This window comes from Pandoraea horticolens, from assembly GCF_902459555.1.
Lineage (GTDB): Bacteria > Pseudomonadota > Gammaproteobacteria > Burkholderiales > Burkholderiaceae > Pandoraea > Pandoraea horticolens.
Genome location: NZ_CABPSM010000010.1, coordinates 228,706 through 251,435, shown reverse-complemented (window position 1 = coordinate 251,435; position 22,730 = coordinate 228,706). Strand labels below are relative to the sequence as shown.

General features: G+C 56.6%; 22 protein-coding genes and 1 tRNA gene. 16 read left to right on the top strand and 7 right to left on the bottom strand.

Going from position 1 to position 22,730, the window contains the following annotated elements:
* Positions 1-2 precede the first annotated feature (2 nt).
* The gene (locus PHO31112_RS17535; RefSeq protein ID WP_246178318.1) at positions 3-545 is read right to left on the bottom strand and encodes a hypothetical protein; all 543 of its coding nucleotides are present in this window, start codon (positions 543-545) and stop codon (positions 3-5) included.
* Positions 546-1,177: 632 nt separating this feature from the next.
* Between PHO31112_RS17535 and PHO31112_RS17530 the strand changes: the two genes are divergently transcribed.
* The 3 genes from PHO31112_RS17530 to PHO31112_RS17520 all read left to right on the top strand — a co-directional run bounded on the left by PHO31112_RS17530 (position 1,178) and on the right by PHO31112_RS17520 (position 4,320).
* Positions 1,178-2,098 carry a type IV toxin-antitoxin system AbiEi family antitoxin domain-containing protein gene (locus PHO31112_RS17530; RefSeq protein ID WP_150621635.1) on the top strand — a complete coding sequence of 307 codons (921 nt, stop codon included), beginning with the start codon at positions 1,178-1,180 and terminating at the stop codon, positions 2,096-2,098.
* A 9-nt stretch (positions 2,099-2,107) separates the two neighbouring features.
* On the top strand, positions 2,108-2,989 hold the full coding sequence (locus PHO31112_RS17525; RefSeq protein ID WP_150621634.1) for a nucleotidyl transferase AbiEii/AbiGii toxin family protein: 882 nt from the start codon (positions 2,108-2,110) through the stop codon (positions 2,987-2,989).
* Between the two features lie 125 nt (positions 2,990-3,114).
* The gene (locus PHO31112_RS17520; protein WP_150621633.1) at positions 3,115-4,320 is read left to right on the top strand and encodes a hypothetical protein; all 1,206 of its coding nucleotides are present in this window, start codon (positions 3,115-3,117) and stop codon (positions 4,318-4,320) included.
* Positions 4,321-4,432: 112 nt separating this feature from the next.
* Here PHO31112_RS17520 and PHO31112_RS17515 read toward each other — a convergent pair whose 3' ends face one another.
* The gene (locus PHO31112_RS17515) at positions 4,433-5,059 is read right to left on the bottom strand and encodes a hypothetical protein (RefSeq protein ID WP_150621632.1); all 627 of its coding nucleotides are present in this window, start codon (positions 5,057-5,059) and stop codon (positions 4,433-4,435) included.
* A gap of 284 nt (positions 5,060-5,343) precedes the next feature.
* Between PHO31112_RS17515 and PHO31112_RS17510 the strand changes: the two genes are divergently transcribed.
* Entirely contained in the window at positions 5,344-6,096 is a 753-nt protein-coding gene (locus PHO31112_RS17510; protein WP_150621631.1) for a hypothetical protein, read from the top strand.
* A gap of 685 nt (positions 6,097-6,781) precedes the next feature.
* Positions 6,782-7,033 carry a hypothetical protein gene (locus tag PHO31112_RS17505; protein WP_150621630.1) on the top strand — a complete coding sequence of 84 codons (252 nt, stop codon included), beginning with the start codon at positions 6,782-6,784 and terminating at the stop codon, positions 7,031-7,033.
* A gap of 100 nt (positions 7,034-7,133) precedes the next feature.
* Here the strand turns inward: PHO31112_RS17505 and PHO31112_RS17500 are convergent, their stop codons facing one another.
* Positions 7,134-7,412 (bottom strand): DNA-binding protein, encoded by a 279-nt coding sequence (locus PHO31112_RS17500; RefSeq protein ID WP_150621629.1) that lies wholly within the window; start codon positions 7,410-7,412, stop codon positions 7,134-7,136.
* A 113-nt stretch (positions 7,413-7,525) separates the two neighbouring features.
* On the opposite strand from PHO31112_RS17500, the gene PHO31112_RS17495 reads away from it, so the two are divergent.
* The 10 genes from PHO31112_RS17495 (at position 7,526) to PHO31112_RS17445 (ending at position 16,658) form a co-directional block, all read left to right on the top strand.
* Complete coding sequence (locus tag PHO31112_RS17495) at positions 7,526-7,831, top strand: cellulose synthase (RefSeq protein WP_150621628.1); 306 nt, start codon at positions 7,526-7,528, stop codon at positions 7,829-7,831.
* A gap of 337 nt (positions 7,832-8,168) precedes the next feature.
* Positions 8,169-8,441: a hypothetical protein gene (locus PHO31112_RS17490; protein WP_150621627.1), complete on the top strand. Its 273-nt coding sequence runs from the start codon at positions 8,169-8,171 to the stop codon at positions 8,439-8,441.
* A gap of 325 nt (positions 8,442-8,766) precedes the next feature.
* A complete protein-coding gene (locus PHO31112_RS17480) occupies positions 8,767-9,018 on the top strand; it encodes a hypothetical protein (protein ID WP_150621625.1) in 252 nt (83 codons plus the stop codon).
* Between the two features lie 176 nt (positions 9,019-9,194).
* The gene (locus PHO31112_RS17475) at positions 9,195-10,862 is read left to right on the top strand and encodes an IgG-binding virulence factor TspB family protein (protein ID WP_174995764.1); all 1,668 of its coding nucleotides are present in this window, start codon (positions 9,195-9,197) and stop codon (positions 10,860-10,862) included.
* A gap of 7 nt (positions 10,863-10,869) precedes the next feature.
* Complete coding sequence (locus PHO31112_RS17470) at positions 10,870-11,169, top strand: DUF2523 family protein (RefSeq protein ID WP_343042757.1); 300 nt, start codon at positions 10,870-10,872, stop codon at positions 11,167-11,169.
* 5 nt (positions 11,170-11,174) lie between these two features.
* Complete coding sequence (locus PHO31112_RS17465; protein ID WP_150621623.1) at positions 11,175-12,236, top strand: zonular occludens toxin domain-containing protein; 1,062 nt, start codon at positions 11,175-11,177, stop codon at positions 12,234-12,236.
* Complete coding sequence (locus PHO31112_RS17460; protein WP_174995763.1) at positions 12,233-13,900, top strand: type II secretion system protein GspD; 1,668 nt, start codon at positions 12,233-12,235, stop codon at positions 13,898-13,900. Before PHO31112_RS17465 ends, PHO31112_RS17460 begins: the two co-directional genes overlap by 4 nt.
* Positions 13,901-14,047: 147 nt before the next feature.
* Complete coding sequence (locus PHO31112_RS17455; RefSeq protein ID WP_150621622.1) at positions 14,048-14,836, top strand: rolling circle replication-associated protein; 789 nt, start codon at positions 14,048-14,050, stop codon at positions 14,834-14,836.
* Complete coding sequence (locus PHO31112_RS17450) at positions 14,829-15,188, top strand: hypothetical protein (RefSeq protein ID WP_150621621.1); 360 nt, start codon at positions 14,829-14,831, stop codon at positions 15,186-15,188. Before PHO31112_RS17455 ends, PHO31112_RS17450 begins: the two co-directional genes overlap by 8 nt.
* A 195-nt stretch (positions 15,189-15,383) precedes the next feature.
* Positions 15,384-16,658 (top strand): DUF3800 domain-containing protein, encoded by a 1,275-nt coding sequence (locus PHO31112_RS17445; protein ID WP_217427041.1) that lies wholly within the window; start codon positions 15,384-15,386, stop codon positions 16,656-16,658.
* A gap of 167 nt (positions 16,659-16,825) precedes the next feature.
* On the opposite strand, the gene PHO31112_RS17440 is transcribed toward PHO31112_RS17445, so the two are convergent.
* From PHO31112_RS17440 to PHO31112_RS17430, 3 genes are all read right to left on the bottom strand, one after another.
* Positions 16,826-18,484 carry an ATP-dependent nuclease gene (locus PHO31112_RS17440; protein ID WP_150621620.1) on the bottom strand — a complete coding sequence of 553 codons (1,659 nt, stop codon included), beginning with the start codon at positions 18,482-18,484 and terminating at the stop codon, positions 16,826-16,828.
* 398 nt (positions 18,485-18,882) lie between these two features.
* Positions 18,883-19,887, bottom strand: a complete 1,005-nt coding sequence (locus PHO31112_RS17435) for a tyrosine-type recombinase/integrase (protein WP_150621619.1) — start codon at positions 19,885-19,887, stop codon at positions 18,883-18,885.
* 189 nt (positions 19,888-20,076) lie between these two features.
* Positions 20,077-20,163, bottom strand: a tRNA-Leu gene (locus PHO31112_RS17430).
* A gap of 295 nt (positions 20,164-20,458) precedes the next feature.
* Between PHO31112_RS17430 and hpnD the strand changes: the two genes are divergently transcribed.
* The gene (gene hpnD, locus PHO31112_RS17425) at positions 20,459-21,334 is read left to right on the top strand and encodes a presqualene diphosphate synthase HpnD (RefSeq protein ID WP_150621618.1); all 876 of its coding nucleotides are present in this window, start codon (positions 20,459-20,461) and stop codon (positions 21,332-21,334) included.
* A 126-nt stretch (positions 21,335-21,460) separates the two neighbouring features.
* Here hpnD and PHO31112_RS17420 read toward each other — a convergent pair whose 3' ends face one another.
* Positions 21,461-22,687 carry a DUF1501 domain-containing protein gene (locus tag PHO31112_RS17420; RefSeq protein ID WP_150621617.1) on the bottom strand — a complete coding sequence of 409 codons (1,227 nt, stop codon included), beginning with the start codon at positions 22,685-22,687 and terminating at the stop codon, positions 21,461-21,463.
* Between the last annotated feature and the right edge of the window lie 43 nt (positions 22,688-22,730).

The window sequence follows — 22,730 nt, the reverse complement described above, 5'->3', positions numbered from 1 at the left end:
CTTTACGCAGATCGATTCGTTCGTCCTTCCGTGTGACTCTCAACCCGCCTTGAACACGGAATTTCTGACACCCCCGGCGGGCGCTTCACTTCTGCCATCGGATTCGTCACCAGCCAGCCCCACTCTTTCCGGGCCACCAGAAACGCATGTGACATCAGCGACATTTCCCGAGACGTCGACGCCCCTGAAACCTCCCGCATCCGCGCGTCCCGCCAAGCCGCTATATGACCAGGCCGAAGATCCGCCAGCTTGATATCCCCGAACTTCCGCCCGCCGATCACCCAGCTCCCAATCAAGGGCAACCGCAGCCTCTCCCACCTAGCCCCGCGCTTGGTCGGACTCACCTTCAGCTCATACTCATTGAGCACGTCCCCAACCGTCAGCGTCTTGCTCCCTGAACCATTGGCAATCGACCGCAGCTCCGTCTCCCGCTGTGCGCTCCATGCCATCGCAGCCGCCTTTGTATCAAACGTCCTGCTATCGCGCTGACCATCGACCATCACTTGCGCACGCCAGCCCTTCGCCACCTTTTGAATAGATGCCATTCCGTGGGTAATCCTCGGGTAAAAAATGGGGGACCGGCCACGATTTTAGGTGTGAAGAGGTGAGATTTGGGACGTCCGACGAACAATCAGAATCGACGCAAAAACCCCGCCCCGCCTTATTCGGCGAGCGTTTGCGAGATTTTGCGGGAAGAAGTGAGACCTACGTAACCGATGCCAAAACGGGGAGTTGGTGCGAGGAAGGGGACTCGTGATTCGTTTGGAATCAAGGGGGTTACGGAGTTTTGGGGAGGAGATGGGGACGGGGGATTGGCCGTAGATTGCGGCAGTTCGAGTCCGGTGGACGGCACGCGAACCCCTTCTCATTCATAGCGATCCAGTACACGTGAAATTTGCCCGGGCTCAGTCCAAAAATTAGCCCACCCCATCAGAAATAATGAACGAGCGTAGCTTATATTTGAGACAATGAAAGAAGAGTGAGTCTCCTTAGCTATACGCTGCGTCCTAAGGACGCAGCGTATAGCTAAGGATGCAACCTTGTCAAGCTGATCTGCCCCATCACACCGGAAATCACCACAAAAGCGACACTTGACGAATGTCATTTTTATGCATATACTTTACTTACCGTCCTAAGGACGGTAAGTAAAGTAATGTGAATATAATTTTCTACCCACATGGCCGAAAAGCAACTTTCCGTCGCTGGCGCCCTTACCCTTCGCCTACTCAAGGAACACCCCTCGCCCATCGTTACCACATACGATTTGGGTGTAGAAATATTAAAGCTGTATTTAGCACGAGAATACTCAGGCCAGAAGATCAAAAAACTTAGCTCCCCTCTGCCTGAAAGAAGCAGCATATCCAGATATCGGAATGCCTTGATGGAACTCGGCATCCTAGAGGAGCGTCGCGGACTCCCAGCCGATACCTATATCCTGCCATCATCACCCCACCAAGACGACATGAATTTAGCATGTGGCATTGATCCATTTTGCTACGTGTCGCACCTGTCCGCCATGGCATACCATGGACTTACCGATCGATTTTCCAAAACGCTGTTTTTAACGACGCTACCATCCACCCCTTGGCGGAAGCGAGCAGAAGAGAAAATGCATCGGGATCTGGGTGACGCATTGGAAAAATTCCGTGAGATTCACTTTCCCACACCGACACGACACACGCTGAGTGCAATCGGTCGCCAACCGGTGAACACTCATGTATCAAAGTACGCGGATGCGGGTGCTTACGTACATTTGTCTGACCGCCCTACCCGGGTATCGAGTATTGGACGAACATTCCTAGACATGCTCCGCCAAGCCGATCTGTGTGGTGGCATGATTCATGTGGTGCGGGTATTTGAGTCAACTGCAAGTACCTACCTGCCCCTTATCGTTAGCGAAATTGACCGGCATGGCACAGCCATTGACAAAGTGCGGGCCGGTTACATACTTGATGAACGCTGTGGCATACACGATGCTCGCGTCGAGCAGTGGCACACACTCGCCCAGCGAGGCGGCTCCCGCGTTCTAGATGCCAGCGCCCCATTCTGGCCAGAATTTTCTGAAAAATGGTGCCTCTCCATTAATACCAACCTCTGAACAAGAACAATGAACGAAATTGAAGCCTGGGTTGCCGCAACAAAGATACCCGAGCAGGCAACTTTTAGGCGCGTAGTCCACATCGTTCTTCACGCAATTGCATCCCATCACGATCTACGTCCGCAGATGGTCATGAAGGGCGGCATTCTTGCCGCAGTGCTTTATCATACTGGGCGATTCACTCGTGACATCGACTTTTCCTCCCCTAAACACTATCGAGAATTTCAAGAGGGACAAGAATCGTTCGTTCGCAATCTGGGGGATGCGATTGCAATAGCGGCAGAAGAACTCTCGTACGGATTAGCCTGTCGTATTCAGCGCTCCGAATTGCGCCCCGGCGTAGAGGGCAATTTTCAAACACTTCACATCCGTGTCGGCTACGCCGCGAAATCAAACGTCGGTGCCATGAAACGCCTCGCTGCTCGCGTATCGGCCCAAATCGTCGACATCGACTATAGCTTCAACGAGCTCGTTGGCGACATCTCAACTATCGATTTGGGCGGGCACGAACCGCTTGAGGCATACGGGCAGCTTACGCTAATGGCCGAAAAATTCCGTGCGCTACTGCAACAGGCCGACGTGCCAGGTGGACGAGCGCGCGGTTCAAATCGAGGCCAAGACATTTTCGACATCCACACACTCCTTGTCCGATATCCGCTGAGCATCCATCAGCAGGATCACATGTTGCAACTGCTGATTGAGAAGTCCGCGTCGCGCAACCTGGAGGTGTCCCGCGATCTAATCCGGCGCCCGGAGATCCGAGAGAGGTGCCGTGATCGATATGAAGCGCTTCAAGACGAAATCGAGGGAGACCTCCCTCCATTCGACCAGTCGTTCGATACTGTTGCAGCCTTTTATGAGCAACTGCCGTGGCCAAAACATCGGCAATAGCCAGCGCCCCGGACATAGAGCCGTGACATACACCCACCTGACTCTCTACAACGAAGGATAGCTCGCACAACCAGACCGACTGTCGACAATTTGCAAGACGAGTCAACTCATGTCCAACGACCGCCATGGCTTTCAAAACGAGTCCAGAACACTTCTCACATCTCTTTTCTGCGCTACGTGAACCCGCACCACTGCGCGCTGTTCCGACCCGAGTGGCCGACGCGTTACGTCGTATCGCCGCAGAGCGCTGGATCTACCGCTCCGGCATCGAGGACTTGTTGTTCGCGATGGACCCAAGGCTCGATGACTTTGGAGCCGGGCGGGTTGATTCCCTGGTTGCGATGTTTCAGCTCCATTATCGGGACATTGCCGCACACCCGAAAAAGATGTCGACCATGGTGATGCTCCTCCCAGCCCTAGCCGCGACCGACTTTGCCGTGCTGCTGATTAATCTGGAAGCCTTAGGCTTCAACGTCGACGCCACGCCTTTGACCGAGGCGCTGTCACCAGAACTTGCAACACGCCCCTTCCTCTCGTCGCGAGAACTGACCGTCATCTGGCACCAAAACGTTCGGCATCGCGGCGAACCCCTCACGGTCACAGCACTGTCTGCCGAGCCGCAGTGCGCAAATAGGGTCACTGAATGGAAGGTCTCAACCAATTATCGCGTGGTCGCGCTGCTTGATGACGGAACGCCATTTCGCGTCACCGCCCATGCCCCAAAGTATCGCCGCCGACCGGCACCGGTTGAGACTAGGTGCCCGACCTGTGACTTCACCTATTACCGTGGCGACTCTGAATCGACGTCAAGTCATCGCCGGGAACATCGCATTCGCCTGCGGTACCTGGAACCCTCGACACATCCGAAGCTTGCCACCAGCGAGACCGTCACCGTCACCCATCTAGTGACCACAAAGTCCCCAACGTGGCTTCATCGTGAAATATACGATCGCGCCCTGGCGTTCAAGCGTGAGTTTCGTTACGACTTTACGCAGTGGGGGTCTCGCAACGGTGATGACGACCCAGACGTTGAGGGGCACCTGATGACTGCCGCCGGCGTCATACTGGGAGCTTGTGCGTTCCGGATGCGTCAGGACGGCGTGAATAGGTACCGCGCGCTGCAATGGATATGGCTTGCCCCGAAGTACCGCCGCGCCGGACATCTGTCCACGTGTTGGGCGGGGCTTCGTCGTCGGTACGGCGCATTTCATGTCGAAGCGCCCGTGTCTTTAGCGATGCAGGCCTTTCTGGCTCGGAATTCAGAAAGCTGGCTTATGGATGTCGATGCTGTACTAGCCTACGCGACAACGGAGAACGCGACCACCACCTGAGAATACATGGTGGCCGCTCCATGCACCATGGCAGAAAGAGCCACAAACCGACAGCGCATGTTGCTCAAAACGCCAACCTGCTAACATGCGCCCGGAGTCCGAGAAATTATGGTCAGTCCGTTTCTCGTGCACTTGCCATCGATGCCGTGCCTGGCAGAACACCACAAAGCCTCCCTCGATACTGGGTGCGCTCCGAATCCGAGGTGTTGTCACCCGGATGATGGTCTTGCCCATCGTCATACACACTCGAACGACGCCCAAGCCGGAACGACGCAGGCAACAGCCCTTTAACTTGGCGCACAACGTCGACGTCCATCTCATGAATGCCACGGTCGATACGAAAATGCAGGCCAGCCAAAATGAGCTTCTTGCCACCGATGTAATCCCACAGGTACGCATCCACCTCATTCCCCCGGATTCGTCCGCCAACATTCAACGCAGAATACGAGTTGATCGCACACACATTGGTTGAAACAAACTCGCCAGAAACCTCACCGCCATATGCATGCATGTTCAAGAACACCGCGTTCTCGTCAGAAACTGACCATGCAGGTGGCTCAATATCCCCCTCGCTAGTGTTCGTCCATCGGCCGGTAAGGTCTTGATCGGTCCTGTACCACTCAGTGAAAATCTCGGCATTTTTGATTGCCGATGGCCCATTAACCGCGAACGTCAAAACAAGCCCTGTGAGTGATGTAAACAGGCCGACCAGGGAAATGAGAAATGGCCCGCTTTTCAAAATTATGTCCCATCGGGACTGCTGTTGCCGCTCCTCCCCCCGCCGCCGGATCGTTCGCGGCGACCTCGGAATCTCTCGTCTCATGAAATTTACTTTTTATCCCCTGGTAAATTTTCGAAGCGACCCTCGAAAATCAATTTATGACTGTCTAGCTTTTAACGAATAGATAGAAAATATTATCCGTGATTCCTGCAATTCGAATCCCCGAACATTAGCATGCGCAACGCCGTCGCATGCCTAAGCAAATTCAAGTACGTTGACAACAGCACTCTTTAGAGGAATCTATGGACGGAGGCAAGCCGCAAGTGGCGTTGATGGAGGGGAGTACCAAAGTGGTGAAAACTTCGGAACTCATTGGCACGCTGGCCGGAGCAACTGTTGTCGGCACGATCGCGTTTTCCGTCATCGGATACATCTTTGCTCGATCGTACCTTGATGAGCTTGGAGCACCGTGGGCAATTGATTTGCTGGGTTCCACCACCCTCATAACGCTGGCAGCGCCGGTAGCTGCACTGTTCGTGTTAGCGCTCTTTGGTGGCACGGTGCTGCTGGAATCGGTCAAGGACGGCAAAACGCTTCTCATCATCGGAACGTCCGCCGTTATCATCTGCCTCGCCATATGGTTCACAAGCGAAATATTTAAGGGTGCAGCGGCGTCGACCATCCATCTTCTCTTGTTCCTGATCATGTACGTCGTCGTCGTGAGCTGCCTCACTGCCCATACCAGACGAAAGCTGCGCGAAGGTCAGCCAATCTTTGCAAATGTGATTCGTGATTACGTGGCTTTCGCGATTCTAATCTGGTTGTTTGCAGCCCCACACTTTTTTGCAAAAGCGGTCGGCCGAATTCACACCAATCCGACATACTCAACGCTTGCGAGGACGCACTTCATAGATCAGCCAAATACGGAATGGCGATTGGTCAAAGCCATTGGGGACAAAGCCCTCATTTTGAAACTGGCCGAAACAGTGGACGAACGAGAGTTTCGCGTCGTGCCAATGGAAAAGATACGGGTCAGCGCAAAGCGGCCATCGTGATAGAGGCTTGATTCGAGTTTCACGCGACGGTCAATACAGGTCTGCTAGATCAACTGGTCTGCACCGGCCTAATTCACAACAGCCGGAATTGCGTTGGCCCGCTTCGTGGAGACGAATCCATACTTAGTGATTTCCTGCATCCCATGCTAATAAACCCACCGGCGCTTGATGCACATTGACAGGACATTCAGCCTTTAGGCAGGGCTCGGCTAGGTCGCGTTTTGCTGCGGCCTAACAATCAAGCAAGCGTTCATAGGCCCTTCCAACCGTATCGATATGACAACGCCCCGGCTCAGAACTAGATGCTCGCAAAGAGACATCCCAACCTTAGGAATCCTCCCCAAGCGGACATGGGGGTCTTCCGAAATTCCCATCGCAACGTAGAATCGCGACACCCTTTGCTTGTCATCTCCGCACATCCCCAATAAGCTTCAATTGCCACGTCCCAAGCGTGGCCGGGTTTAGCAGCCCGACAGCGATTTTCATGGGCACACGGTCGTCCAGCATGACGGCCTCTGTGTGCGGATCCAACGTGCATCCCCAATGGGTGGGCTTGGATTGGGACACCTTCGGGTGTGCCGTGAAACCATGTTCGCTGCGGTCTGCTAACCCAATCCAATGCCCGCCCACCCTATGCCACGCATCGTCTGGGCGGGACTCAACTGGTAAGCACGAGGAAATCCGCATGACGACGCAACCGCAACATCATCTCCCCATCCCTTCGCGAGACACCCTGGATCGTTTGAACGAGTTGTCTGAACGACTCGTCGCACTCTCCATGGTTGGAGCTAACCAACGCCCCACTCCGATTCCTGAGCAATTTAACGAAGCGTATTTCGACCAGATGAGCGACCTTTCGAGCGAGGTTTACAACCTGTGCCACCGGCTTGATGAAGACCTGAGTTACTTGGTGTCAAACGTCACGCTCGCCTCGTAAGCGCGCCCCCACGAAATTGGCCCCCCGTTCGCCAAATTTCACCTGCCGCTCCGGCTCATCTAGGCACGAACCGAGGCGCGTCAACATTGCCGCTCCGCCCTCACTTCGCTTGAAGCTCCGGCGAACGCCGCAACGTCTTCCGATCACGCTCCACTCTCTCCAACACCGGCGACGAATGTCCGTGATCCTCGTCCGTCATTCCCGTTCCTAACCAATACGCGTACTTAGGCCAGTGCTTGCAGAGTGCAAGAATTGCTTCCTCTGTTGCACGTTGACGACCCTCGTAGATGCTGCGCCAGGTCTGCGCCCGCACGCCGCTCAACTCCTCTAGTGCCTTAAATCTGCGATGGGTCGGGACGACCGCATCGATGATCTCCATGATTCTTTCGCGCATTGTCGGAACCTTCCCAAACCATGAGGCAGGGATCCCCAATATGATTCGTACAGGTTTTACGAATCAGTAAATTTCTTACGACGGAATGGAGGATTCACATGACCAGCAAGCAGAAGCTCACGATCGTAAACGTCATCCGCCGTGAGGGCGTCTCTTCCAAAACGGGGCGTCCATACGACATGCGGACGGCGCAGTGCATCCTCTGGCAAACAACAAGTGAAGGCGAGGAGACCGTGGTAGGCACGGTCACACTCCCCAACTCGCTGAAAGACACCGAGAACGGCGATTACTACGCCGAGTTTGCAATGGCGCAATCGATGGACGGCTCGCTTGTCCCTCGAATTGTATCGCTCCTACCTTTCGCCACTTCTTCCAAAACGGTCGCACCTAAAGTCGCTCAGTGACGTTCCTCACGTCGTCGACTGCGTAGCCCTAACGACTGTCTGTTTCCGAATTCGGCCCCCCGCCCGCTTTTTTCACCCTGCCGCGCTCAGTGGCACAAATGGGGGTTGCAATGGCTCGATTTATCTCGTGGCGAATCGCTAGCGACAGTTCTGCCCACGCAGCACACTCATTCGCCGTCCCAATAAAGAAGGTTCTTCTTCCGCCCCGTCGGCATGTGTCGGCGCTGCACCTGATCAGCATTCGCTCGCGACACAACGACCGCTCATCACTGCGAATCGATGCTCATCGAGACGTCATGCAACACCGCGCATTCAAATCCAACTGACGAGGGCCACCATGAACGACACAAATGATTCTGATCTGCAGGGCGACGGCATTTGGCACATCGTTGAATCCCTCGACCCACTTCCTGAATTGGACTTCGACACGAACGCCCCGACCTACGACAACTACCTGTTTGACGAAGAACATGAGTACGTCGGTAATCGCCGCGTAGTCGCGACCGCGAGGGTCCTGGACGAGTTGGTGCAAAGGATTCTCGAGATCGGCGCGACCAACAAAGGCGGTGTTGGCAGCGATTTCGATGACTTTCTGACTGACGACGCATGACACACGCCAGCTCAGTAAAGAACGTACTCATCTGCCGTCCGCAACTTCACGATGAGTCGATTTCCGAACTCGACTCCCTGGCGTGTCCCAGCAACGGCACTTCACGTCTCAAGCTGGCGACGACACGGGCTTACGTTTCTACCGCCAGCGAAGCCCCGCCCTCGCCCGATTTCATCCAGTCGGGCGCTTTCTGGACATTGGCATTCGCAACTGTCGTAGGTCTTTGGTTCGTGAGTGCCCATGTGGGTGCAGTTCTCGGATTCATCCGCCGAGGCTGACACAGCGCGCCGGGCGCTTCCCGGCATCTCAACCGGAGGTAACCACCATGAAGGAAACGCTTCAACGAGTCCGCACGAACAGCATGCGCGCCTGCATCGGTATCACCTTGGCCACGGCGTCCTGCTTCGCACAAGCAGCTGGGGAAAGTGCAGGTGCCGCAGATCTGTCTGCGTTGACGTCCGGCATCAGCATGGGCTCGACGGCATCGGCGATCATCGCTGCCGCTCTGACGTTGGTAGGCGTGTATGCCACGTTACGCGGAGCAAAGATCGTGTTGAGCCTCGTTAAGGGCGGATAACCGTCCAAAGCAGCCGGGCATCCGACGCGCTAAGGATGCCCGGCCCTTCGACTGATCTCCGAAGCGCCATTCCCGCCATCCAACACCAAGATCATGCCGACACAAGAACTGTGGAATCTGACTTTCTTCGCGTGGGGAATCGTTTGCGGATGGGCCGTCGTGCAAGGCCTAAGGGGATGATGATGAAACGCATCCTCGCGGTCGCCCTGCTCCTCTCAATCCTCGCTCAACAGCCAGCTATCCCTCAGGCGCTCCCGGCGGCGAACTTCGTCATGAATCGAGCGATTGGCGGAATCATTACGCGCGTTGCTGCGTCCCGAGGCTTTGCTGCGAACGATCCTCGCATCATTGCGACGCTCGAAGCGATTTCCTCAACCAGCACCGCACTGAATGCCGTCTCGACCGGCGTCGGGGTTGGGCTGTCGATTGCAGGCGCCCCCGTCTGGCTCACGATTCTGGCCGGACTCGGCATCGTCGGCGCAGGCGCTCAAATGCTTGCCAAACTGGGAAATGCAGAAGTCGCTATCGGGCAGACCTACGACGGCTCTGTTTCGGTGGTGCGTATCAATACGCTTGACGAGCCAATCGCCCTACCTCCGTACCCCAAATTCGAAACGTCGCCCGCCGAGTACGCGCTTTTCGAAAAGCTCAAGCGACTCGGGGCGAACGTTTACCGGACAGGCAACTGCTCGGCAGCGAACACACGAGTCGCCTGCCATGAGTATCCGCTGAACCCATCCATCGAGACTGGCATTGCACTCCGTTTCCAAGAGCATAGGCTTCGCATCCCCTTTCAGTCGATTTCGGAACTTGAGGACTTGCGCGCGCGGTGGGAGTTCGAACCGGGAGAACAAGATCCCCAACTGCGGCTCATCGAGACATTCGATGAAGATGGCGAGTTTGCGGGCTTTGCCGAGCGCATGTGGACGAACAAGCATCGCTGCAGCAAGAGTGACCTACCTAACTGCACCGCTGAACATGAATGGGTGACCCTCAAGGTGAATCCCGAAATGTTCGACATCACCCGCGACGCTTTCCACGGACGAAATCGAACGACATCGCAGACGATATATCCCGATTTGGACGCCGCTCGCGCAGGCATGACTCGCGACGTCCTAAAAATGCCGATCAGCTCGGAGTCGCTAGCCACCATCGTGGATCAGGCATGGTGGCAAGCTGCCGAGGCCCCCGATTACAAGGGACTCCCTTACGAAGAATCGGAGCCGGTCACCGAAGAAGATGTTTGGATCTGGATCAAACGAAACCCCAAGGAAGTTCCATACGTCGGTGACATTTTGGAGCCAGCTAATCCTCCGGACGAGAAGACGGTCCCTATTTCGCCGAGCGTCCGCCCACGAGGCGATCCATTTCCAACGACAGATCCTGCAACGGATCCGCGCACGCAACCCGGGATCGATCCAGTAACGAACCCGGACACGGCACGCGATCCAAATAAGAAACCCGATCCAGAGACTGACCGCGAAAAGGCTGTTGACGGTGTCCAAGACGTCAACGTCGTCAACAGGCCGACGGTCGATATCGGTAACCGAGTGAAGGTGGACATCGAGCTTGGCAACGCTCCCGAGACGCCCGCGCCTCAGTTGGAAGACACGCCTACGGCAAAGATGATCCTCGATCCACTCTTGAGCCTGACGTCCGAATTCACGTCCTGGGCGATGCCGTCAAGCAACGGCGTTTGCCCGCGCGCCACGCTTAACGTCTTCGACGCGTCCATTCCGTTTGACGCCCACTGCACGATTGCCGAGCGCATCGGACCACAACTACGTCAGGCCATGCTTGCCGCGTTCGCTGTCATCGCGATTCTGATCGTCCTTTCCGCTTGAGGTGTCTATGCCACTGTTCTCGATTCTCTCCGGTGCCCTGAACGTTGTGCTGGGCTTCATGTTTCGTGCGTCAGTGGTCAAGTGGGGCGCGTTCTTCGTGCTCTGGTATGTCGTGACCGAGTTCGTCTCGGTTCTCAAATCCAGTGGCCTGCTACCAACCGCAGCCAAGCTCAATAACGCGTTCTCAGGGATTCCCTCCGGCGTCTGGTACTGGCTCGATCTTTTTGCCATCGCAGAAGGCGCACCAATGATCGTCGGCGCATTGGCGACGCGCTTCCTGATTCGGCGCTTGCCGATCATCGGGTAAGCGCTATGGCGATCAACGCATACACAGGCCTGATGGGCTCTGGCAAAAGCTATGAGGTCGTGAGCAACGTCATCGTGCCTGCGGTTCTGGCGGGTCGACGCGTAGTGACCAATATCGACGGCATTAACCCCGAGGAAATTTACGCGTACTGCAAGGACGTCGGGAAAGGCCACGCGAAAGGGCTTGGAGATGTGATCCCCGTCAAAAATGCAGACATACGCAAAGACGGCTTCTTCCCCGACGAGACAAGACTCGAAGTCGAGTCATTTGTGAAAGCTGGTGACCTCGTCGCCATCGATGAGGCATGGGAGTTTTGGTCCGCAGAGAAGAAGATTACTCCCGAACATATGCGCTTCTTCCGTATGCACCGGCACTATGTGCACGCAGAAACTGGCGTGTCATGCGACGTCGCGCTGATGATCCAGTCGATTACCGACCTTCATCGACAGTTGCGCTCCGTGATTGAAATTACGTTTGTCACGAAGAAGCTCAAAGTGCTTGGGCAGAACCGTCGCTATCGCATCGAGATGTATAGCGGCGCGAAGCTCACAAAGGCGGCGCAAATCAGCATCGACATCACGACCTACAAGCCAGCCATATTTCCACTTTATCAATCCTACGCTGGGGGCAAGGGCAATGAGCGCGCTATCGACGCCAGGCACAACATCCTGCGAAGCCCCAAGGTCTGGATCAAGGTCGCAATCTATGCGGCGTGCTCCATTGGCTCCGGTTGGTATTGTTGGCGTTACTTTCATCCGCAAACCGCTGCGGAGACTTCAGCCAATCAGGTTGCGTCGGCAGAGCCACACGTCACACCGGATGGCGCGCCCTACCCAACCCCAACACCAGTGCCGATCCCAAGCGAACGATGGCGCGTCGCGGGGCATTACTCCGTTGCGGGCGAACGGCACGTCGTTCTGAGCGACAGCTCGGGCCGGATCCGAATTGCGTCGGCCTCCGGGTTCCGCAATCTTGGTCTCACCATCGTCGGCGAAGTCGATGGTCAGCAAGTCACCGCCTGGTCCGGCCAACGGCCTGCGTCTCGGTTCTTAGGAGAGACGCCATGAGGATCGCTTTGGCCAGCGCGCTTCTGACAGTCTCAGCATCGGTCATTGCGGACATGCCCCGCATTGTTCACGCGCCAATCGATTACCGTGGGCCGGCTCTGCATGATGACGGCCCCGAAATTCGGGACGACATCGAGCGCCGCCGCACGTCGGACCGGACAAATGAACACGGTCTTACCTCGCAATTGGCGTCGCGGGCAACGCCCGGGAAGTTCGACTTTCAGTTCATCAACGTCGCACAACTCCTTTCCGTGCTCTACAGCGAAGCGATCAAGACGCCTTACGTCATTGCGCCGGAAGTACTCGAAGACCAGCGTATGGTCTCGATGCGGTTCAACACGAGGCGCGGTGACGTGCAAACCTTCATCACGTCACTTCTCGAATCGCTTGGGTTCGGCATCGAAAAGCGAGAAGGCGTCGACTTCGTGTTCAAGCGACGCGATGTTGCCCCGGTTCAGCCCCTCCAGTCCACCTACGTCTATCGACCGCAATACCGCGACACGAGCTATCTGGCCAATCTCGTCAGACCGATATTCCGAGGGCAATTTACAGTCAACCGCGAGGTTCCGGCATCGCCAAACGGGAGAGTCGGCGGCAACGTTCCGGATGGGTCAGCTGCGATGCTCGTTGATCAGAAGGGCGACACTCTCGTCTTCCGTGGCACGCAGGAGGAAATCCGAACGCTCACGCGATTGCTTCCTCGCGTCGATACGCCGGTAGGTGAGGTTGCAGTGCGTGCAACCGCCTACGAGGTGACACAAAGCACCGAGCACGGCTCTGCGTTTCAGCTTGCGCTCGATCTGCTCTCGAAAGGCGTGGGGCTATCTGTTCAAGTTACGGGCGAAAAGCTGAGTAACGCCGTTCGTATCAAAGCTGGCGACCTCGACACGGTGTTCTCTGCTCTGTCGAAAGACACCCGGTTTCGGGTCATCAACAGCCCCAACTTGCGCATTCGGTCGGGTGCGCGCGGGAAGCTGACGGTGGGACAGAAGGTGCCGATACTTAAGTCGGTGTCTTACCCTCGCGGTGGCGGCGAGCCGGTCCAGTCCGTCGAGTACCACTCGTCCGGGGTGATCTTTGAGCTGCGACCGACCGTCAAAGACTGCGTCATTGATCTACACGTCTCGCAGCAGATCAGTGACTTCGTGAAGACAACAACCGGCGTTAACAACTCTCCGACGCTGAACACCCGAGAGGTCAGCACCGAAATCAGCCTCCAGGACGGCGACATCATCCTGATCGGCGGCCTTACGACCAACAAGGCGTCGGACAACAACACAGGGCTGTCCTTCCTGCCGCGATTTCTCGACAGTCATTCGGATACCGCATCCGCCACTGAGATTCTTCTGGTGCTCCAGGTCGAGCGCGTGAGGACATCTAGCGTCGGGAGTGTCGGCGCCGATGCCGGAGCCGAAGGTAGTCACCGTACCGTCTGCAACGTCCGGACAGTTGACGCGCGACTCAGCGCGGCTCGCGCGACCGAGCAGCGGGTAGCACCTCTGACGAACGCCGAAGTGCCGCCGTCAGGCACACCTCCCCTCATTGAAAACCGCTTTTCCCCCTACGCCGAAGAAGCGGAGTGGACCGAGGAAGGCAGGACGATTCGCGCGACCGCCGCCGCCCGCAGGGCCGAGGACGGCGGGGGCGCGCGAAGCGCGCCCTAGATTTATACCAGTAACACTTAACGGACAAGGAGGAAGGAAAGCCCCACTGAGAAACGACAGCAACACGTTGGCTTGGACGAAAAAAGGCCCCGATGCAGGGCACCGGGGCCAACACTTTCCGCGATGAAGCATGACAAAGGAGCTGCCATGCAGGAACCAATTCTAGGGAACGATGCCGCCTTCCGGCGAGAGTGGCTCATCCGAGGACGCAACTTCGGGGACGGCCAGGTGGAGGTCACTGCCACCCGATTCGACCGCTACATGGGCGCTCAGCAGCTTCACACCCTTCCGAAAGCCAAACGTGGCGAATCTGAAAATTCGGAAGATAACCAAATGGCAGCGGCCAAGCGGGCAAAACAACAAGTCAGATTGCGTTGTAAGGCAATCGCTGCGGATCGCATGATTACGTTGACCTACCGGGAGAACATGCAGGACCGCGAACGACTGAAACGGGACTTCGATGCATTACGTCGCCGCTTGGGTAAGTTTCAGGACTTCCAGTACATCGCGGTCTCAGAACGTCAGAAGCGGGGGGCTTGGCATCTCCACATCGCAGTAAGGGGTCGACAAAACTATCGTGTGCTCCGCTCCGTTTGGCAATCGATTGTCGGCACAGATAACGGCAACGTCGACGTGCGCAACCCGTTCCGTCAAAGAGGCTTGCGCCATAAGCTCGCGGCCTATCTCGGCAAGTACCTGACAAAAGACTTCGCCGAGCACAAGATGAACGAGAAACGCTATTGGACAAGCCGAGGAATCACGGTTCCAGAACGTCATCCGATCGATCACATACTCAGCGACGACGCCCCAAGAGCGATAGTGCTCGCCTTTGAGGCAGCGCAACAGGTCGGCGCAAGCCTAGATCATTGTCAAGTCTTTTGGAATCAGGATTTAGGGTGCTTTTGGTTGGCTACGCGGGAGAACGTCCATGAATGAACCTCGACGACTCCCCCTGGAAATCGACAGCATCCGTCTCGTGGAGCATCTCGCTCAATCTGTGGCCGATCGAATGTCCCCTGCGCTCCCGCTGTCGATTCAGCTCTGGAACGCAAAGACGATTGGCTCGTACCTGCAACGCTCCCCAGCCGTAGTGCTTGAGCGGGTAGTCACGCTTCCAGACTTCCCGACACCGATTCGACTTCCATCCACGCGGGCAAAATCAAAAAGCGACGCGAACTCGCACGTCAGCGGCACCATGGGACAGCCCCTATGGAAAGCTATTGAAGTCATCGCATGGGTAGATTCGCACCGCAAGACACGAGGCGGACGCCCACGCAACCTGAACTGAGATAAGTCGGCCGACTCATCACCACAATCGAGTCGGCCGCCACCGCCCGCAATTCACCAATTGCTGTACGGCAATGGCTACAATCGGCCATGAAGGGACGTTTTGACCTGTCCAGCGCGCAAATATTGAGAGGGCAGGTCACATTCTGCAAGCATTCATTTGACTATTGAGGGTGGTGCTAGCACGGCGTCGATAATGCACCTTGGCGAGACGCGGGTTAAGCGGTGGAATGACACACGTAGCGCCCAGTTGGTGAGTGCCGGTGAAGACCTAGGACAAAATATTTGGGGGGAAGTGATGCATTTTTATGTAGACGAGTCCGGGCACACAGGTCCGAACCTCTTCGATCCGGCGCAACCAATCCTGTACTACGGCGTGCTGTCCAGCCGCGTCAATCTTGATGCAATAGCGCTCGAACGAGTGAAGCGAGTCCGGAAGAAACTCGACGTGCAGCGGCTGCACGCGGCGGAGTTGGGAATCGGTCGCTTGGTTGATGTGATTCCGGACGTATTGCCTCTTGTGAAACAATTCGATATCCGATTCAACGTTTATCGTGTTGCCAAGCCGGATCACGCAATTATCAGCTTCTTTGACCAAGTGTTTGATCAGGGAGTGAACCCCGCAGTCACGTGGACTGGCTACTGGACTCCACTGCGATACGTCCTCCTGATCAAGGTCGCGGCGTTGTTTGACAAGGAGCTTGCGCAATTGGCATGGCAAGCGCGGATTACGCCCAATGACGTTATCGCTCTTCCGATAATGCAGCAAGTGTGCAGAGCGCTTCGAGGGCGGGTCAACGTTCTGCCCGATGCGCGCTCAAGACAATTGATAGGAGACGCGTTGGCTTGGGCAGATGCCAATCCAAGAGAGATTTCGTACAACGTGCCGAACAGGAAAGAAATGCTGCAGGTTACGCCTAACGTGGTCGGCTTTCAGTCAGTGATGCATGGAATCGCGGATCGACTGAGAGCCACGGGAGCACGTGCATCGCGAATCGTTGTAGATCAGCAGTCTCAGTTCAACAAGGCACAGCGCACACTCGCCGAATTCTATCGCAACGCTCGTGGGTTCAAATCGTCGCTTGGGCCGGGTATGCCGCTCGTTGATCATACGCACGTTCCCGATGTTCCCATCGAGTTCTCAAGCAGCACCGACAGTTGTGGACTCGAGCTCGTCGACTTGCATCTATGGGTTTTTAAGCGCGCGATGGAAGGCGCCGATCTTCCGTCCGAATTAAAGGCTCTCGTATATGCCCATATGCGCCGAACGAAGACGGACGAGATTTCAATAAAAGCCATCGAGCATCGTTGGACCAAATGGTTTAACAAGATACCAGAGCTCGAGGAAATGTCGAGCGAACAAGTCGAGCGAGGAAGGGAAATTATCAGGATCGACGAAGAACGGCGTCTCAAGGCCGTAATTGGCGCACTCCCAAGCGGAAATGTCCGCGCAGACCATCCGCAAACATAGTAAAAGCGTCACGGTTACGGTTCGTCGGACGCGAGTTCTTGCGGCAAGTTGGTTCTGCACGACACGCTTATCGCTCGGACGAGGAACTGACGGACGTGTTAAACGCCCGCTAGCCCCGGATAGCGAGTCATGCTTGGCGAAAAGACGAGCTTGAAATTGCGTATCGCTTACGCTTGCAGTAGCTGCTCAATACTGTGTTTGAGGTCAATCGCCATCAAACCGCCGATCGCACCCGCAAGTATTTTATTTTCGCTAAATGCCCCTGCGGGCACCTTATTTTTGAGTTGTTTGAATACGAATTTTCCCTTTCCTCCCTTGAGGGGGCGCGCTTGTAGGGCGCCCCAGATTTCTTCGTTAGTCTGACCTCCGCCGGCTGCGTGGAATTCTTGGTTGTGTGCAGCCCTCTGGGAATCAAACTGCTGACGTAGTGGAACCGCGTGTTGTGTCAAGGTATCCGTTATGTAATCGCTCGCCTCTTGCTGCGTACAACCCAAAAAGACCTCAAGAAACTCTGGCTGACAGAAATATGCTTCGACATCCGACTCCGTCGGCAACCACAAGCCCACACCTTCGGCCGCGTACGTTTGGACCAGTTCTCGAACTTCTGCGTCGGTCAATGAATCGCGGTCGCGATGAACGAGTATTTTGAACTTCTGGCCCAGCGTTTCCGCTAATTCCTTGGCCTGTGCGGGAGACGGGACGCTTTTGTAACCGTTACCAGGGTAGAAGGCCACCGAGCGATCAATCTCTGGCCACTGAGCAACGATCTTCTTCAGTAGAGCGGTGTTTGTGTCCTCTGACACGATTATGAGGCGCTTGCCGAATGCGCCCCATCCCAGGGCGGTTTCGACAAGCATTCGATCTTTCGATTCGATTTTTCCATCCTGCAACCAGCATACGTTGGTCCCCGGAGGCGCTCCACGAACAATAAATGGCGAATGTGTAGTCAATAGTATTTTGATACCGCGTTCTCGCGCTAACTCCGCAAGCACACCTGCTAACCGCTCTTGCACATGCGGATGAAGGTGAATGTCAGGCTCATCGATCAGCAGTACACCGGGTTGGAACAGCAGTACGTAACAGAATATTTGGATCAGTTGCAGGTAACCCGTACCGACGAGTTCTAATGGCTTTGTGGAACCACCCACACTTACACTGCAGTGGATATGCAGATCGCTATCGTTATCATGCTCGACGTGAATTTCAATCGGGCCGATGATATTTTCAATCCATTTCTGAATCAATGGAATATTCAATTCACTGCTTTCTTTCAATAGCAGCAGCGCGTTCCGTAAGATGACGTTCGAATCGCCGAATGAACACGATTTAAGAATAACTTTTTTTGATTTTCTTTCTTCCTTATTCGGAATTCCAGAGATTCCGGGAATGTAAGCAGAGAAAAATTTGCTTTTTCCGCGCAATAACGGCAACAGGTCCGGCGCAACTGAACCAGTAATCGATATTCCTGCATTTCGTGCGGATCGCAGTCGACAATTGGCCTCAACAATTTCATCAGCAGGCTTTCGAAACTTCAGTGTCACGGTCGACGATGGCGTTCCGTCTTTATTACCCCAGTTCGCACCGTGTCCGAGAGTTTTATAGTCGTCCGTAGGCAGATAGTCTAAGTCGTCTACGGCAACCGTCGCCGTCTTGTCAGCCGCAACCCGATCGGCTTGTCGCATAACGCAACTCGCCAAGTGGACAGCCTGCACGATGGACGACTTGCCACAACCGTTCGGTCCCACGAGAATATTTACATCTGAGAGCGGGACAGTTACTTCTTCAATCTTCTTGAAACTCTCAATTTTCAGTTCAATCAGTTCCATTGGTCGGCACTCGGGAAGGAGTATGAAATTTTCTTGCGCGCGGCTGCGGTTGCGGCGGCACCCCGTAAGGGAAGAGTCTACCAAACAGGCGGCGTGGACCAATGTGGTCAGACGTTGTCGGAGCATTCGTGCCGTCTTCGTGAGCGGCGCCCAGCGTAACCCTAGAGCAAATTCGCCAGCACTAGATAGTCCTGAGTGCTCCGCCGCGAACGGCAATGTTCGGATGGGCCTAGGCGGCTGGTTGAATCCACAGTTAAATGCAGACTTTCTTACCCAAGCCCGAAAGCAAAGCCCCGTAGCTTCCGTCCATCCAGGGCGGTCAACGGGCCTTCCACCAATCGCAAATTTGACGCAATTGAGACTGGCGGACGAATGCAGGGCCGATATATCTTCGGCCATTAACCTAAGCGTCCTGCGATATCTGTTGCCGTCGCGTTGTAATACGTCATGAGTTCAGAGATGTTTCTATGGCCGGTCATTCTGGCTAAGTCCAGTGGCTGCAATTTCTTCGCCAGGCGCGTGATCGCTTCGTGACGGGTATCGTGAAAGGTTACGTCCGGGATCTGAGTTCTGTCGCGTGCCTTTCGGAAAAGTGCGTCGCGGCTCGATGCTGACAACGCGAATAGAGCTTTGCCCTTTTCCACGGTCGGCAGCAACTTCAGCAGTTCAATTGCTCTGGATGACAACGGTACGTTTCGTGCCGTACCGTTCTTAGTCATGGGCAGGCGCGCGAACTTGGCCTTGTAGTTCACCGATGAAGCCGTGAGAGCCAGGATTTCGCTGGAGCGCATGGCGGTTTCTATCGCGAAGAGAAATGCCACGGCCACTCGCTGCATCGGCTTTTCTATGGGAAGCCCTTCTTCGAACCCCATGCTCGTGAGCAGCGACTCGATTTCCTCTTCGGATATCAATCGCTCACGGCCCGGCGGATCTGGCGGACGCTTCACTTCAGCCATTGGATTCGTCACCAGCCAGCCCCACTCCTTCCGAGCCACTAGAAACGCATGCGACATCAGCGACATTTCTCGCGAGGTTGATGATCCCGAGACTTCACGCATTCGAGCATCACGCCATGCGGCGATGTGGCTGGGCCGGAGATCCGCGAGCTTGATCTCCGCGAACTTCCGACCGCCGATCTCTTTGCTACCGATTAGCGGCAGACGCAGCTTTTCCCACCTCGCGCCGCGTTTCGTCGGGCTCACCTTGAGCTCATACTCTCGAAGCACGTCACCAACCGTGAGCGTTTTACTACCGAAACCGTCAGCAATCGACCGCAGCTCTGTCTCTCGCTTTGCGCTCCACGCAACCGCAGCAGCCTTCGTATCGAACGTCCGGCTATCTCTCACGCCGTTCTGCTTAACCTGCGCTCTCCAACCTTTCGAAGTCTTCGTAATCGATGCCATTTTTGGGGGCCGAGTTGGGGCCCCGATGGGGCCGACCCACCGATTTTAGGTTTGAAGAGGTGAGATTTTGCGCCTCGGACGAACAATCGGAATTCACGCAAAGAACCCCGCCAAGCCTTACAGGCAGGTCGTTTGCGAAATATTGCGGGAAGAAGTGAGACCTACGAAACCGATGCCAAAACGGGGAGTTGGTGCGAGGAAGGGGACTCGAACCCCTACACCCTTGCGGGCGTCAGGACCTAAACCTGGTGCGTCTACCAATTTCGCCATCCTCGCAGCCCGTGGGCGTCGCCACCTTTATGAGGAAACGACATCCCGGCATCGGGTCGACGGCATGCGTGTCCTGGCGGACATGAGAAGGGGCGACTCGTCGCCCCGCTCGCATGCGTCAAAGCAGGCGAGCATTCTACATGATGTGCATTTGACCGGCAATCTCTTACAACGCCATCTCCCCCACGCCCGCCCCTAGGCTCGCAATGCTAGAATTCGCACCAATTCATGGCTCTTGCCCCCGGTTGCGCGCCCGCGTACCGACATCCGGGCACCTGACCAAACCGATACCCCCATTCGCATGCAACCCCACGAGACCGCCGACGACTCGCCCGGTACCCACGGCACCCCCGCGCAAGCCAACGACTACTGCCGCCAGAAAGCCGGCCCCGCCGGCTCCGCGCTCTATTACGCACTGCTCCAACTGCCGCCGTCCAAGCGCGACGCCGCCTACGCCGCCCATGCCTTCTGCCAGGAAGTCGCCGATATTCACGCCGCCGTCCACGACCCCGGTGTCGCTCACGCAAAGCTCGATTGGTGGCGCCAGGAACTCGCGCGACTCTTCGCCGGGAACCCAGCACACCCCGTCACGCGCGCACTTGCCCCTGTCGTCAAAAGCACCAACATCGCACGCGCCGCATTCGAAGCCGTCCTGCATGGCGCCGAGATGGATCTCTCCCAGATGCGCTATCTCGACTTCGCCGGCCTCTCGCACTATTGCGACGCCGCCGGCGGCGCCCCCGCCGAACTGGTCGCGCGCATCTACGGTTTCGACGACCCGCAAACCCCTGCGCTCGCCCGCACCCTCGGCCACGCCATCACACTCGGCCGCCGCGTCTCCGACGCAGGTGCCGACGCACGCGCCGGCTACGTCTATTTCCCCATCGACGAATTGCAGCGCTTCGGCGTCACCGCCGCCGATCTGCAAAACGGGAAGTACTCGCCCGCCTTCATCGAACTCATGAAGTTCCAACACGCCCGCGCGCGCCAGACCATCGCCGAAGCCGCCGCCACCATCCCCAAACAAGACCGCCGCAAGCAAAAGCCGTTGCTCGCCCTCGCCGCACTGCAGTTGGCATTGATGGATGAAGTCGCCGCCAGCGACTATCAGGTGCTGCACCAACGCATCGATCTCACGCCGCTGCGCAAATTCTGGCGTGCCTGGCGCGCTCGCTGAGACCTACCGCCCCGCTTCCGTTCGCAGATCCGCAACTTCGCCCTGACGATTCGCGGATCCTGCAAGCGCGCACAGCAACCATCCCCTGCTCACCAGCACAACACCAGCCCCCACCGCGCCAACACCTCAAACCCGCAACACATCCAACGGCTTGAACGCACCGCCCAACACCGTCTGCGGACTCAGCCCCCACCAGCGCTGCAGCACCGTCGCATACACTTCGCGGAAATCGACGGCAAATGGCAGATTGCCGTTCCCATCGAGCCGATCCAATCGCGGCACCTCCCCGTAAAGGCCGCCGCGAACGCGCCCGCCCGCTATGAAATGCGGCGCCACCGTCCCGTGATCCGTCCCCTGACTCTGGTTCTCGCGCGGACGCCGGCCGAACTCCGCGTACGTGACGATCATCGTCGATTGCCAACGATTCAACTCGGTCAGCCCCGCCCGCAACGCCATCATCCCCTGCGACAACTGACGCAATAGATTCGCCTGCTGCCCCGGTTGATTCTGGTGCGTATCAAAGCCGTTGAGCGTCAGACGCAACACCGCAACGCCGCGCCCCGGCAGCGGCACGCCCGCCGAAGAGTCCGCCGCCGCAACGACCTGCAACGCCGTCTTCACCACGTTGCCGAACGCCCCCGGCGGCATCGGCGCGCGCAGCACGTACTGTCCCTGACGCGGCCGCAATCCGTCCGCCGCCTTCACGATGTCGTTCTCCACACGCAACACATGCGCGAGCGCCGGGTTGCTCACCTGCACCGCATTCGCCGACGCCAGCGTCGCATCTCGCAAGAACTGCGCCGGATTGGTCAACGTCACGGCCCGGGCACCGCCGCCCAACGGCCCCAACTCCGCACTGCCCACGATCACGCCATCGGCGTCGAAACCCGGCGGCACAGCTTGTTCCGCAAACGCGCGCGACAACCAGCCGTCGCGCAAATACTCGTCGGAACGCGACGCGGTATTCCATATCTCGATAGACCGGAAGTGCGACAGATTCGGCTGCGGATACCCCACACCCTGCACGATCGCCAACTCCTTCGCCTGCCACATGGGCAACAACGCGCGCATCTCCGGATGCAGACCGCTATGCCCATCCAGTTGCACCACCTGCTCACGTTTGATGCCAATACTCGGGCGCAAACTCGCATACATTGGGTCGGCATAAGGAATGACCGTGTTCAACCCGTCATTGCCACCTTTGAGTTCGATCAGGATCAGCAGATTGCCGTAGTTTCCGCCCGCCCCCGGCAGTATCCCGGACAGATCGCGTGCAGCCGCCAGGACCGGCATCGGTGCCAGCCATGCAGCGCCAAGGCCACCGGCAAAAGTCAGAAAATCACGTCGACGCATCTCACACCTCTCATGGCTCGTCCCGTACGAATGGATACGCAGA